Origin of the sequence: Microvirga roseola (assembly GCF_020866965.1) — a bacterium.
Classification (GTDB): Bacteria; Pseudomonadota; Alphaproteobacteria; order Rhizobiales; family Beijerinckiaceae; genus Microvirga; species Microvirga roseola.
The window spans coordinates 22632-35017 of record NZ_JAJATX010000023.1 but is presented as its reverse complement, the minus strand read 5'-3'; the positions used below and the strand labels follow the sequence as shown (position 1 = coordinate 35017).

At 62.3% G+C, this 12386-nt stretch carries 10 protein-coding genes, 1 tRNA gene and 3 pseudogenes; 12 read left to right on the top strand and 2 right to left on the bottom strand.

Annotation, left to right across the window (positions count from 1 at the left end; translation table 11 throughout):
* Positions 1-40: 40 nt before the first annotated feature.
* The 4 genes and pseudogenes from tgt to LG661_RS14435 all read left to right on the top strand — a co-directional run bounded on the left by tgt (position 41) and on the right by LG661_RS14435 (position 3426).
* Positions 41-1222, top strand: a complete 1182-nt coding sequence (gene tgt, locus LG661_RS14450) for a tRNA guanosine(34) transglycosylase Tgt (RefSeq protein ID WP_230532600.1) — start codon at positions 41-43, stop codon at positions 1220-1222.
* A 104-nt stretch (positions 1223-1326) separates the two neighbouring features.
* Positions 1327-1402: transfer RNA gene (locus tag LG661_RS14445), tRNA-Lys, on the top strand.
* A gap of 379 nt (positions 1403-1781) precedes the next feature.
* Positions 1782-2522 carry a PRC-barrel domain-containing protein gene (locus tag LG661_RS14440; protein WP_230532599.1) on the top strand — a complete coding sequence of 247 codons (741 nt, stop codon included), beginning with the start codon at positions 1782-1784 and terminating at the stop codon, positions 2520-2522.
* 303 nt (positions 2523-2825) lie between these two features.
* Positions 2826-3426 (top strand): annotated as a pseudogene (locus LG661_RS14435) (YihY/virulence factor BrkB family protein).
* A gap of 132 nt (positions 3427-3558) precedes the next feature.
* Here LG661_RS14435 and LG661_RS14430 read toward each other — a convergent pair.
* Positions 3559-3897: a hypothetical protein gene (locus tag LG661_RS14430; RefSeq protein WP_230532597.1), complete on the bottom strand. Its 339-nt coding sequence runs from the start codon at positions 3895-3897 to the stop codon at positions 3559-3561.
* Between the two features lie 230 nt (positions 3898-4127).
* Here LG661_RS14430 and LG661_RS14425 point away from each other — a divergent pair.
* The 5 genes and pseudogenes from LG661_RS14425 to LG661_RS14405 all read left to right on the top strand — a co-directional run bounded on the left by LG661_RS14425 (position 4128) and on the right by LG661_RS14405 (position 8166).
* Positions 4128-6047: pseudogene (locus LG661_RS14425) on the top strand (glycoside hydrolase family 15 protein).
* Positions 6044-6157, top strand: a complete 114-nt coding sequence (locus tag LG661_RS14420) for a formate dehydrogenase subunit delta (protein WP_230532596.1) — start codon at positions 6044-6046, stop codon at positions 6155-6157. Before LG661_RS14425 ends, LG661_RS14420 begins: the two are co-directional and overlap by 4 nt.
* A 342-nt stretch (positions 6158-6499) precedes the next feature.
* Positions 6500-6787 (top strand): annotated as a pseudogene (locus LG661_RS14415) (FdhF/YdeP family oxidoreductase); the annotation flags it as partial.
* A gap of 156 nt (positions 6788-6943) precedes the next feature.
* The gene (locus tag LG661_RS14410; RefSeq protein WP_230532595.1) at positions 6944-7657 is read left to right on the top strand and encodes a cytochrome c oxidase assembly protein; all 714 of its coding nucleotides are present in this window, start codon (positions 6944-6946) and stop codon (positions 7655-7657) included.
* Positions 7654-8166, top strand: a complete 513-nt coding sequence (locus tag LG661_RS14405; RefSeq protein WP_230532594.1) for a CopD family protein — start codon at positions 7654-7656, stop codon at positions 8164-8166. Before LG661_RS14410 ends, LG661_RS14405 begins: the two co-directional genes overlap by 4 nt.
* Here the strand turns inward: LG661_RS14405 and LG661_RS14400 are convergent.
* A complete protein-coding gene (locus tag LG661_RS14400) occupies positions 8136-8639 on the bottom strand; it encodes a DUF2231 domain-containing protein (protein WP_407666718.1) in 504 nt (167 codons plus the stop codon). The two genes, LG661_RS14405 and LG661_RS14400, sit on opposite strands and share 31 nt — an antisense overlap.
* Between LG661_RS14400 and LG661_RS14395 the strand changes: the two genes are divergently transcribed.
* The 3 genes from LG661_RS14395 to LG661_RS14385 are packed head-to-tail and all read left to right on the top strand — an operon-like array spanning position 8592 to position 12123.
* On the top strand, positions 8592-9347 hold the full coding sequence (locus LG661_RS14395) for a cytochrome c oxidase subunit II (protein ID WP_230532592.1): 756 nt from the start codon (positions 8592-8594) through the stop codon (positions 9345-9347). The two genes, LG661_RS14400 and LG661_RS14395, sit on opposite strands and share 48 nt — an antisense overlap.
* The gene (gene ctaD, locus LG661_RS14390) at positions 9344-11824 is read left to right on the top strand and encodes a cytochrome c oxidase subunit I (protein ID WP_230532591.1); all 2481 of its coding nucleotides are present in this window, start codon (positions 9344-9346) and stop codon (positions 11822-11824) included. The genes LG661_RS14395 and ctaD overlap by 4 nt, the downstream gene beginning before the upstream one ends.
* A complete protein-coding gene (locus tag LG661_RS14385; RefSeq protein ID WP_230532590.1) occupies positions 11821-12123 on the top strand; it encodes a hypothetical protein in 303 nt (100 codons plus the stop codon). The genes ctaD and LG661_RS14385 overlap by 4 nt, the downstream gene beginning before the upstream one ends.
* Positions 12124-12386: the final 263 nt, after the last annotated feature.

Genomic DNA, 12386 nt, shown 5'->3' with positions numbered 1-12386 from the left:
TCCGCTTCGCTGTGGCCGGGAATGACAACGAGAGTGCTGAATGACCACCGAGAACTTCACCTTCACCGTCAACAAGACGGACGGAACGGCGCGGACGGGCGAGATCCGGATGCCGCGCGGCGTCATCCGCACACCCGCCTTCATGCCCGTCGGCACGGCCGCGACCGTGAAGGCCATGTATCCGGACCAGGTGAAGGCGCTGGGGGCCGACGTGGTGCTCGGCAATACCTATCACCTCATGCTGCGCCCTGGGGCGGAGCGGGTGGCGCGGCTTGGCGGGCTGCACAAGTTCATGAACTGGCCTTATCCGATCCTCACCGATTCCGGCGGGTTTCAGGTCATGTCCCTGGCGGCGCTGCGCAAGATCGACGAGACGGGGGTCACGTTCCAGTCCCATATCGACGGCTCGACCCATGTGCTGACGCCGGAGCGCTCCATCGAGATCCAGGGACTGCTCGGCTCGGACATCCAGATGCAGCTCGACGAATGCGTGAAGCTGCCCTGTTCCGACGAGGTGGCGGAGAAGGCCATGCGGCTTTCCCTGCGCTGGGCGGAGCGCTGCCGGGTCGCCTTCGGCGAGCAGCCGGGCAAGGCTATGTTCGGCATTGTCCAGGGCGGCGCGGTGGAGCGCCTGCGCATCGAGAGCGCGAAGGAACTGGCGGCCCTTGGACTGAAGGGCTACGCCATCGGCGGGCTTGCGGTCGGCGAGCCGCAGGAGATCATGCTGCGGATGATCGAGACGGTCGAGCCGCACATGCCCAAGGAAAAGCCCCGCTACCTGATGGGCGTCGGCACGCCGGACGACATCGTGGAGGCGGTGCGCCGGGGCGTGGACATGTTCGACTGCGTCATGCCCACCCGCGCCGGCCGCCACGGCCAAGTCTTCACCCGCCACGGCCGCATGAACCTGCGCAACGCGAAATACGCCGAGGATACGCGCCCCCTGGACGAGACCTCGAAATGCGTCGCCTCCAACGCCTATTCCCGCGCCTATCTCCACCATCTCGTCCGGTCGAACGAGATCCTGGGGATGATGCTGCTGACCTGGAACAACCTGGCCTATTACCAGGACCTGATGGCGGGCCTGCGCAAGGCCATCGCCGAGGGGCGACTGGCGGATTACATCGGCGAGGTCAAGGAAGGCTGGGAGAAGGGCGAGCGGGACGGCAAGTCCGAGGCGGGCCAGCACGCCGACAACACCGCCATGGTCTCGGAAGGATAGGCGAAGGCCCGTTTTTCCCGCGCCCAATCGTGGAAATGAACCCCGGGCGGGGGCTTTTCGATTGACCCCGCAGCGGAGAGCCCCTATGTCGGGCTCACCTCTGGGAGCGCGTAGCTCAGCCGGTAGAGCATCTGACTTTTAATCAGAGGGTCCTGGGTTCGAGTCCCAGCGCGCTCACCAAGCCTTCTCAAGCGCTTAGCTGCTGTCGGGGTTTGGTCCTGCTTCCCAGAAAACCGGCTTGGGAAGCGTATGGGAAGCAAGCTCGAGTGAACGGGCGATCCCCCTCCCAAATTTAGATCCGGGTCCCTGAGCCCGGGTTCGATAAACCTGATCCAAACAGCTAAAGGGGCGCGGTGCGCAATCCGCTCGACGAGTAGACCTCGACGAGTAGACAAGGACGTAAACTCCATTGCTTGCTCGCGTTTAGGCAGGAATAGTCACACGCGCGATCTCACCTAACAACGGAAAGACCTCCAGAACGATCTCGAACCTTGGGCGTTTTACCAGGGTTACTGAAGTCGCTGACGCTTAAAAACAACCTTTTCTTGGAGAGAGCGTGATGTTGAAGAGCGAGATCTCAGGCTGCCTGCTTGCAACAGTACTAGTCGCAGCCCCTGCAATGGCGCAAACGAGCCAGCCCGCTGCTCCTGCCGATCAGGGCAACATGATAACTATTCAACCGGCAGCGCCTTCCGGCGGTACAATGGCTCCCAACATGGCGACGCAGGGCTCCGTGACGCCGATGCAGGGCGGCAGCATTCAATATGTTATCGAGAATAGACCGGACCTGTGGCGTGCCTCGCGCCTCGAAGGTATGAACGTCTATAACCAGAACAATGAAAAGGTCGGCGATATCCGTGAGGTTCTGGTCAACAGCCAGGGTCAGGTCGAGGCTGTGGTAATCGGCGTCGGCGGCTTTCTCGGGATCGGCGAGCGCGATGTGGCTGTTCCCTATAATGCCCTTGAGTGGGTTCAGGATGACCGCATGGCTACAAACGCAGTCACTGGAACGGCTGGGCTAGGAGAGCGCCGCGTAACCGGAACGGCAGCTGGCGGCATGACAGGCGCGCCAGGCGTGGGTGGCATAATTCCTCGTCCTGAAGGAACAACCACGGCTGAAACGGGTGCTGCGGGCGCAGGAACAATGGAGCAGCCCACGACTACCGGCGCGGTGGGCACGGACCCTCGTATGGCCGTGACTCCGGGCGACCAGATGCGCGATTATCCTGAGCGTGCAGTCCTGCCAAACGCTACGAAGGAGCAGCTCGAGAACGCGCCGCAGTTTCGTTACGCGCGATAGGCTGCAAGAGAGGAGAGGCGTCAGGTGGACTCTTCCTCCGTGAGGAATTACGCAAAGGCGAAAGGGGCGTGAAGCCCCTTTCGCTATAAAGTCTGAGCAATGAACCATCCTCTGTTCAGGGATGCGGTGTCCCGCAGCGCTCATCGCTTTACGGGAATGTCGGGCTTACCGACACTCGCGGAGCCCTCCGGCGGGCGCTCACCAAGTGGCGGATATGCAATCGATCCTGTGGACCTTGAAGGCTGGGGGTAGAGCTGCGGGTCGACCTCTGGAGCGAGGGAGTCGGCTTGCGGCGCCTGCACGATGTGGAGCTTCTGCGGTGCGCTGTCATTGAGCCTGATTGCGACGCTGTGGGCGGCGTCGACCGGTATGTACGCCATCATGTGGCAGCTCAACATCACCTATGGCGTAAAGGAGGCACGCAGCTTCATACGCGCGCGTGCGACAGCCGTTGTCCTAAGTCTTCTCTTCGGCCTGTTGATTCTTGGTGCGTTCTCGCTGATCGTGGTCGGCGGAATCGTCCAGGACTGGATCGGCAATCGATTCGGATTCACCAGCGCACTGCTCACATTCTTCGCCGCACTCCGATGGGTCATCATAGTTCTGGCAATGCTTTCGGGCTTTGCACTCATCTACCGATATGCGCCCAACGTTCGGCTGAAATTCGCGTTCTTGACCCCTGGCGGTGTATTCGGTGTGAGCATGCTGATCGTCGCCTCGCTGGGGTTCTCGTTCTACGAAAAACTTCGGCAGCTATGACGCCACCTATGGCAGCATCGGTGCTGTCGTCATCCTTATGCTGTGGCTGCACATCGCCGGACTGGTGATCCTTGTCGGCTCGGAGATAAGCATTCTCTTCACGCGCTATAGAGGGAGAGGACGCCACACGGAGGGATGCGTGTAGAGGTTAGGACACCTGTAAAACACAGGCGGGAGCACAAAGTTTGCCTTTCTAGCAGTAGCCAGAACAGCAAAGATCGTATTGCGGTGAAGAGGGCCTTTGCGGAGTTCAACAGTCGAATCTTTGCCACCGAGACTAGGTCCTCGTGGCTGAGGGTCGAAAGTAGGAGCCGATCCAGGCAGCGGCAATCAGGCCCACCGCCACGCCGCACGCGCTCCCCAAGAAGTCCGCCACGCTGGCCGTCCGGTCGGTGCGAAGCATATGGGCGAACTCGAGACCACCGGCAGCAAATATGAGCAGAACACCAATCGCAACGCGCTGCCCGGGCGCGCGGTATGCCAGGGCGAAAATGGCTGCGGTAACCGCGTATGCGGCGGCATGCTCCAGGGTCGGAGACATCCTTGTCCTGATCTCAACCTCGCTCGGAAGGAGCGACAGGATAGCGATGGCAGCCAGGGAAAGCCAAGCGAGCATTCTCAACGCGTGTGTCCTTGTGAAGTCAGTTCGTAGCGCATTGGGGTTTCAAAAGTTCACTCTTTCCAATCGCTGCCTGCCATCCCGGTTCCTCTTTCCTGTGTAACTTAATAACTTGGCATGCAGCTCGGGAACCATAACAAAGGCCACGCTTTTCCCGTTGGGAGTGAGTGTTGCAATTCCATCTCGCTCCCGATGCAACGCCAGATCGCTATGCTTGGAGAACGCTGATGCATCGGGATGCTCCTGCCATGCAGGAATCCTCAGTCCGCGACCGCGACTACCGCCCCATCCGCGATTATGCCTTCATCGGCGACTGCCATGGAGCCGCGCTTGTGGCGAGCAATGGCTCAATCGACTGGTGCTGTCTTGAGCGCTTCGACGCGCTCCCGATCTTCAGCCGTCTGCTCGACCGGCAACGGGAAGGGTTTTTCCAGATCGCTCCGGCTGCAGGTGCTCAGAAGCGACGCAGATGCAGATACAGACCAGAGACGAACGTTCTCGAGACTGTCTGCGAGGCGGATGGCAACGCGGCCAGAATTGTCGATTTCATGCCCGTTCAGCGTGCCGACGATGCGGGCGAGGACGACTATACGCGCCTCAAGGCTCGGCACTGGTTGGTGCGGATCGTCGAAGGAGTGCAAGGGAGCATGCCCATAGAGGCGTTCTACCGCCCAATGCCTGGATATGCGCAGACTTTTCCTGAGCTGGACATCGGAGGAGGGCAAGTCACTGCCGCTGATTGCCCACCCCTCACCAGCCAAACCGATTTTTCCCTTGAGGACGGGCTGGCTGTTTCGCGCTTCGACATTGCCAAAGGCGAGCGGCGCATTTTTGTTCTTGGCGAGAGAGTGCCGCCTGTAGAGGATCTTGAGGCGGCGGTCGAGGAATGCCGGACGAAGACAGAGGGGTTCTGGACGAGTTGGAGCGAATGCGTCTCCTACTATGGCCCATACAGAAGCCAAGTCCTGCGTTCCAGTCTGGTCCTCAAAGCCTTAACCTATGCGCCGACCGGAGCGTTTGTCGCCGCTGCAACAACTTCGCTTCCGGAAGAGATCGGCGGTGTGCGTAACTGGGACTATCGGTTCTGCTGGCTGCGCGATTCGTGCTTTGCGCTTTAGGCCATGAAGAAGCTCGGTCTGTTGGACGTAACGACAGCCTTCTTCTCCTTCGTCATGCAAGCAGCAGAGGAAACCCTGCCGCGTCTCCTGCCACTTTACGGAATTGGCGGAGAAACCGAACTTCCGGAATACGAGGTCGAGCACTTCGAAGGCTATCAAGGCAGCAGCCCGGTGCGTATCGGCAACAAGGCTGTCGAACAGCACCAGCTGGATGTCTATGGTCAGCTCCTCGATCTTATGTACTCCTCTTGCCGTCTTGGTGGTCGCCTTGATGATGAGGTGCGTGAACTCGGTGTCAGACTTTCCGATTATGTTGCCAAGCAGTGGCGCAAGCCGGATGCAGGCTTATGGGAGCCGAGGATCGACGAGAGGCGCTATACTCACAGCGCCATTATGGCCTAGGTTGCTGTTGAGCGAGCCATCCGTCTCTTCGGCGAGCGGCCCGAATGGGTCGAGGCGCGTGACGCAATTGCAGAAGACGTTTGCACAAGCGGCATCCATCCGCGTGGGGGATACCTGACCCAGGCCATTGGATTCGAAAATCTAGACGCCGCAGTCCTCATTTCCCCGATGGTGGATTTTCCCATTGCGGACGATGTGCTGGAGCGCACAGTGAATGCTGTCATCGAGGAACTCGGGCATGGGCCCCTCGTGTATCGCTACAAGAGCGATGACGGGCTTCCGGGGGAGGAGGGGACATTCCTGGTGTGCGCATTCTGGGTGATCGATGCGCTCCTGGCGCTCGGCCGTGGGGACGAAGCGCGCCAGCGTTTCGAGGAAATTTTGGGTGTGGCCAACGATGTAGGCCTATTCGCAGAGGAGATGGGTGAGGACGGAGCCTTCCTCGGCAATTATCCTCAAGCCTTCACCCATCTCGGACTTCTGCAGACCGCTCTCGTTCTCGACCTTTACGAGTTTGGAGGCGTGGAGGCAGTGAGGGGAACCTATGCCGACCGGGCCCTGCATAACACGGACTCTCGGACATTGGCGCCCATGACCGGATCTATCAGACCAGACAACAGCGAATGATTGCTGCTTTCTTCCGGTCCTATCCTGAGAACCAAGCCATCAATGGGCTCCATGATCACCTCACCGCATTCTGGACCCCATCGCCCGTGCCGCGTTCAGAAGCTCAATGAGCAGGAGACAGGCGCGGCATATCTGCTCTTCCTGCCGCCGTCAGAGCGCCGCCGTACAGATCAGGTTGGTTCTTTCCGTCCGGAAGGAGCGGATCGCTCCGGCGAATGGAACTTCTGGCTTCCAGGCCTGTTCCGAGAACAGCCACGTCTGTCCATGGCATGACCGCCGTGGCCCAGGGAGGACCAGATGAGTAAGCCCGACGAAACCGGTCAGCGCACCGACCCGCCCTATTACGAGAACGCCACCGGCGGCTGGGGATCGCTCAAAGGGGTCAGCCGCATCCTTGCCGACCAGAGGCCTACCTTAGGCACCCTCCGCACGCCGACGCGCCAGAATAAACCGGCCTTTCGGGGTCGCGCGACATTCTTCTCATTAATCCCGAGGAGATGGGGCGGCGGGGGCTCTCGGAAGGGCAGGTGGTGACGCTCGAATGTGCGGTGGAGGATGGCATCGAGCGGGTAGTGCCGGGGCTGAGGATTACACCCTACGATCTGCCCAACGCCTGCGTTGCAGCCTACTACCCCGAGGCCAATCCCCTGATCCCTGTGGGCTATCATGACGAACTGGCCAAGACGCCTGCTTACAAAGGCGTGCCCGTTCGCATCCGAGCTGACGCGACAGGCGCATGATGGAGGCGCTGGAGAATATGATGCACCGCAGCCTGCTGACTGGAAACCAATCCCTTACTATGGCTGCAATGTCGCAGCGGGCTGTCCGAGACGCCAGCCTGCAAGCGTGTCTGGTCAGGAACCGGGGAGGCGGCTGGGAGCGATGAGGGCGGCAGGATGAGCCTGGAGGCCTGGAACCGGATCTACTGCGGCCCTGCTGCAGATCCGGCAGAGATCTGGCTGCGCTGGAATTTCGACCCGGTCCTGCTGCTGGCGCTGGGCGTCCTTGCCTTCACCATCGGCCGGAGCCGGTCTGGCGCGCTGGCCGTGGCGGTGCTGGCGCTGGCCTTCGTGTCGCCGCTCTGCGCGCTTTCTGCGTCGCTCTTCTCGGCACGCGTCGTCCACCATATCCTCCTAGTCGCAGTTGCGGCACCGCTGATTGCCGTAGCATGGCCCATGCGCGAGCCCCGACCGGCAGCAGTGTCTTTCCTGCTTGCGACCGCAGTGCTTTGGGCCTGGCATCTGCCTCCGGCCTACGATCTCGCACTGTCCTGGGTGCCAGCCTACTGGGCCATGCAGGTGTCGCTCATTGCGACTGCGGTGGCCTTCTGGCGCGCTGTCCTCCACCCGCGCCAAAGCGGAGGCCACGCCCTCCTCCTGATCCTCGGCGGCTACATGCAAATGGCGTTTCTGGGTGCGCTCCTCACCTTCGCGCCCGCCTCTCTCTACGCGATCCACGCAGTGGCGCCGCTCGACTGGGGCCTTTCGCCCCTGCGAGACCAGCAACTTGGAGGTCTCCTTATGTGGGTGCCGGCGGGACTACCCTATTTAGCTTGGGGAGCCATGATAGCGCGGCGTGGCTGGCGGGCGATGGAAGGGCGCTCCGCATGATCTGGTGGCTGGAGCCTACCATCCCATATCTGAAGTCGCTTCACATCGCGATGCTGGGTCTCTGGTGCGCGGGGCTCTTTGCCCTGCCGCTCATGCTGGCGCGGCACGACCCAGCCATCAGCCAGTCGGACTACGCCCGCATCCGGCGTGCCACGCATTACGGTTACACCTTCGTCATCACCCCAGCGGCCGTGATCGCCATCGCCTCGGGGACGCTGCTCATCTTTCTGCGCGAGGTCTTCGTCCTTTGGATGTTCGCCAAGCTGGTCTTCGTGGCGCTGCTCGTGGCCTTCCATGCCTGGGTCAGCTATATCATCGTCGCCGTAGCCGAGACCGAGGGTTCCCACACGCCGCCCGAGCCGCTCCTGCCCACGCTGCTGCTGACTGTCCCGATTCTCGCCATCCTCACGCTTGTTCTCGCTAAGCCGGAGTTGAGCGAGATTCCGATGCCGGACTGGCTCGAGGAGCCGCGGGGAGTTCAGCTCCCCTTCGATGTCCCCAGGCGATAATCGAAGACAAGCTTGCCGCCATGCCACCCCGTTGCCGAGACCATCAGGACGTTGAACCCGGACAGCAGGATGCCGTAAGGCAGCACTGCCGCCTCGTAGCCATACAGCCGGTAGCCCCAGTTCGCACCGAGCAGCGACAGCAGGAGAACCGCGATGACCGCATGCGTCCAAGCGGGCACGCGAATGCGGATACCGGGCACCATCAGGAGCTCCATGGTTCCCGTCGCAGCCGCCGCGAGCCCGAACAGGAAAGCTGTGCCCGCAGCCCAGACCCCGGCTCGTGCCCAGAACACGTCGCCCGACAACCAGTAGAGTGCGTCCGCCCCAAAGTTGCAGAACGTCAGCGCGACCGGGAAGGCCACGGTCATGGCGTGAAGCGGGTGCCCCCAGAGGCCGATCTTCGACTCGGTTTCCTCATAGCCTGGATGTTGTTCGATCGGGTCAATGAGTTCGCTACCCTCATTCTGAACCATTTCCTGCGCCATCGCGGCCGTTTCCTTCGCTGGACCATCGGAGCCACAACGCTTGTCTCCCTGGCTGGTTGCGAGAAGCGGCTCTCAACCGTCCACCCGGCTGGCCCGGCGGCCGACGTCATCGCCACCCTGTGGTGGGTGATGCTGGCTGGCGCCACCGCGATTTTCCTGTTCGTAATGGCGCTTCTCGTGTTGGCCTTCCTCCGTGGACCCGCGCCCGCCTCGGATGAAGCGGACGAGGGGCGGGAGAAGGTCTGGATCGTGGGTCTCGGTCTCGGCTTCTCGCTCACGGTTCTGGCCGCGCTCCTGGCCTACGGCCTCATTGTGGGCGAGAGGCTTCTCCCTCGACCGGGGCCGGAGGTCGTGACCGTCCGTGCCGAAGGACGGCAGTGGAAGTGGTCCTTCGGCTATGCCGACGCCCCTGGCCGTGTGACCGAGGGCATCCTCCACATCCCGGCCGGGCGGCCAGTGGACGTCGAGATCACCAGCGCCGACGTGATCCATAGCTTTTGGGTGCCGCGGCTCGCAGGCAAGCTCGACGCGATCCCAGGCTATGTGAACGTCCTGCGGATCGAGGCCTGGACGCCAGGCGACTACGCGGGCGTCAGCTCGGAATACAACGGTCCTGGCTATAAGGATCACGTCTTCACCGTCCGCGCTCATGACGAGGACGGGTGGATCGCTTTCCTTTCAGGGGAGGAGCCATGAGCGCACTCCGCCGTCATCGCGCGCTGACGCGGATCTGGGCCTCGGACCCGGGTTGGAAAGGCTGGTTCACGACAGTAAATCATACCGACCTCGGGCGGATGTTCCTGCTTGTGGCGGTCACCTTCTTCGTGATCGGCGGCATTCTGGCCATGCTGATCCGCGCCCAGCTCGCCACCCCGCGCTCGGCCTTCATGGGGCCTGACATCTACAATCAGGTCTTCACGATGCACGGGACCATCATGATGTTCCTGTTCGCGATCCCCCTGTTCGAGGGGCTCGCGGTGTATCTGCTGCCCAAGCTCCTGGGGACCCGCGACCTAGCCTTCCCGCGACTCACCGCCTATGGCTTCTGGTGCTATGTCTTCGGTGGCTCGCTCCTGATCTTCTCCCTCGTTGCGGGGATCGCGCCTGACAGCGGCTGGTTCATGTACCCGCCGCTTTCCTCGGAAATCGCAAGCCCCGGCATCAACACCGACTTTTGGCTCCTCGGCATCACCTTCGTAGAGATCTCCGCGATCTGCGCCGCGGTTGAGATTACCGTGACAGTCCTGCGCTACCGTACGCCGGGCATGTCACTGCCCCAGATGCCAATCTTCGCCTGGTATGCGCTTGTCACCGCAGTGATGATCCTGACGGGATTCCCACCGCTGATCCTGGGCTCGATCCTGCTCGAACTCGAGCGCGCCTTCGGGATGCCCTTTTTTCAGGCCGACCACGGCGGCGACAGCCTGCTGTGGCAGCACCTCTTCTGGCTCTTTGGCCACCCGGAGGTCTACATCATCTTCCTGCCCGCCGCCGGGGTGGTCTCGACGATCCTGCCGGTGATGGCGCGTACGACGCTGCTGGGCTACGGCTGGGTCGTGGCGGCGGCGGTTACGCTGGGCGTCCTGAGTTTCGGGCTCTGGGTCCACCACATGTTTACTACGGGCATCCCGCATATGGGCCTTGCCTTCTTCTCTGCGGCCTCGACGCTGGTCGCGGTGCCCACGGGAGTACAGGTCTTTGCCTGGATCGGGACGATCTGGAAGGGGAGCCCGCAGCTCAGGCTCCCGATGATGTGGATCTTGGCCTTCTTCGTCACCTTCGTTATCGGTGGCCTCACAGGCGTTATGGTGGCCGTAGTACCCTTCGACTGGCAGGCGCACGACACCCACTTCATTGTTGCCCACCTCCACTATGTCCTCGTGGGCGGTTTCGTGTTCCCGATGCTGGCCGCGCTTTACTATTGGATGCCGCATGTCACGGGGCGCAAGCGCTTCTTCAAGCTCGGCGAGACAGCCTTCTGGCTGATTGCGCTCGGCTTTCACGTCACCTTCCTTGCCGTTCACTGGGTCGGGCTCCTCGGCCAGCGCCGCCGCATCCATACCTACGACGAGGGACAGGGGTGGGAAGTCATCAACCTGATCGCGTCCATCGGCGGCTTCGTCACCGCGATCGGCTTCGCCCTGGTGATCGTGGACGTGGCCGTCAACGCGGCTGTGGCGATCCGCGGCTCGCGCGATCCGTGGCGCGCCGGCACTCTCGAATGGGCCATGCCGACGCCGCCACCGGCGTACAACTTCGCGAGTCTCCCCCTGATAGGATCGCGCAATCCGCTCTACGAGGACCCGGACCTGCCAGTCCGCCTCGCCCGCGGGGAGGGCTACCTGGGCGACCCCTCGCGGGACCGCCGCGAGACGCTCACCCTGGAGATTGCCAGCGGCAAGCCCGCCTATCTCGTCATCTTTCCCAAAAATACGGCGTTGCCCGTCGTCATGGCCTTCGTCACCGGAGGGATTTTCGTCGGAATGCTCCTGAAGCTCTACTGGCTCGTCCCTCTCGCCGCGTCGGGCGTTGCCGCGCTCGTTGCACGGTGGGTGTGGGTTCTGGGCTCCAGGCACGACGAGGGTCCGCAGGAGGTAGGTCAAGGCCTTGCGCTGCCGCTCGCCACCGAGGTCGCGGACCCGCCCGGCTGGTGGGGATCGCTGGTTCTGCTCCTCGGCAATGCGACGTTCTTCGGCTCCCTGCTGTTCGGGTACGCCTTCTTGTGGACGGTTGCTCCTAACTGGCCGCCCCCCGGCTATCTGCAGCCCGACCTTCTGGGCCCGGTTCTCTTGCTCGCGGGCATAGCCCTGTCTATGGCGGGGATACGGCTCGCCGATCGGAGGCTGCGGCGAGGAACCGGCCCCTGGCTGGGCCTCCTTCTCGGTTTGGCCGGTGCCGGCGCGGTGGGGGTAGCCGCGGCGTCTCTCCTTCTGGGAACTTCGCACGACGCCCATGCCTACGATGCCACAGTATGGGTGATCGGCGGCTACGTCCTATTCCATGCGGGCCTGACAGGCGCGATGACTATCTTCCTCGCCCTCCGGGCGGCCGCGGGCTACGTCTCGGGTAGCCGGATCGGGGAGGTGCAGATCGTGCGGCTTTGGATCGACTACACTGCGGCCGTGGCGCTGCTCGGCCTTGGCGTGTCCTGGCTGCCGGGGGTGCTGACGTGAGGGACATTCTCCGCATCTCCGTTCCGCTGACGATCTGGCTCGCGTCCTTCAGCGCCGTCTACGGGCTTGAGGGCCTCGTCTGCTCCGATCGCTGGGCCCAGGCGGGTCGCGGCGCCCTCCTGATGGCTTGGGCCGCGGCCATCGTGCTTCAAATCGTCCTTCTGCTCGCTCTCCGCTCAACGCGTTTCGCTTCGCCCTCTGGGTTTGTCCGGGGCGTCAGCCTGGCTTTGGCTGGCGTGGCGCTCGTCGCTACGGCCTGGACCCTGCTCCCCGTGGCCGTGACCTCGCTGTGCCTGTGAGGTGCGACTGACCCTTTGTCTCTTCTTTGCGCAGGCAACCCGCCTAGCCGGGACCGAAATCCCTGTAAGCAGCTCAATGGCTTCACCTTCAAATCCGCTGGAGCGTGACGCTGGCGATTCCGTACGGCACACCAGGATCTAAGCATGTGCGGAAAAGCGAATCCGAGTTTTCGCTGATGCCGACCATCAGTTCACTCTGAACAAGGCTCTCGCTCGAAGAAAGCATTGGGCTCGAAAGTGTCAATCCACCTTTGAACCCAATG

Excerpts from the sequence above, each read along its gene's own strand:
- LG661_RS14410 (WP_230532595.1), top strand. The coding sequence starts at position 6,944 with ATGAGCCTGGAGGCCTGGAACCGGATCTACTGCGGCCCTGCTGCAGAT.
- LG661_RS14430 (WP_230532597.1), bottom strand. The coding sequence starts at position 3,897 with ATGCTCGCTTGGCTTTCCCTGGCTGCCATCGCTATCCTGTCGCTCCTT.
- LG661_RS14440 (WP_230532599.1), top strand. The coding sequence starts at position 1,782 with ATGTTGAAGAGCGAGATCTCAGGCTGCCTGCTTGCAACAGTACTAGTC.
- ctaD (WP_230532591.1), top strand. The coding sequence starts at position 9,344 with ATGAGCGCACTCCGCCGTCATCGCGCGCTGACGCGGATCTGGGCCTCG.
- LG661_RS14420 (WP_230532596.1), top strand. The coding sequence starts at position 6,044 with ATGATTGCTGCTTTCTTCCGGTCCTATCCTGAGAACCAAGCCATCAAT.
- LG661_RS14395 (WP_230532592.1), top strand. The coding sequence starts at position 8,592 with ATGTTGTTCGATCGGGTCAATGAGTTCGCTACCCTCATTCTGAACCAT.
- LG661_RS14400 (WP_407666718.1), bottom strand. The coding sequence starts at position 8,639 with ATGGTTCAGAATGAGGGTAGCGAACTCATTGACCCGATCGAACAACAT.
- tgt (WP_230532600.1), top strand. The coding sequence starts at position 41 with ATGACCACCGAGAACTTCACCTTCACCGTCAACAAGACGGACGGAACG.
- LG661_RS14405 (WP_230532594.1), top strand. The coding sequence starts at position 7,654 with ATGATCTGGTGGCTGGAGCCTACCATCCCATATCTGAAGTCGCTTCAC.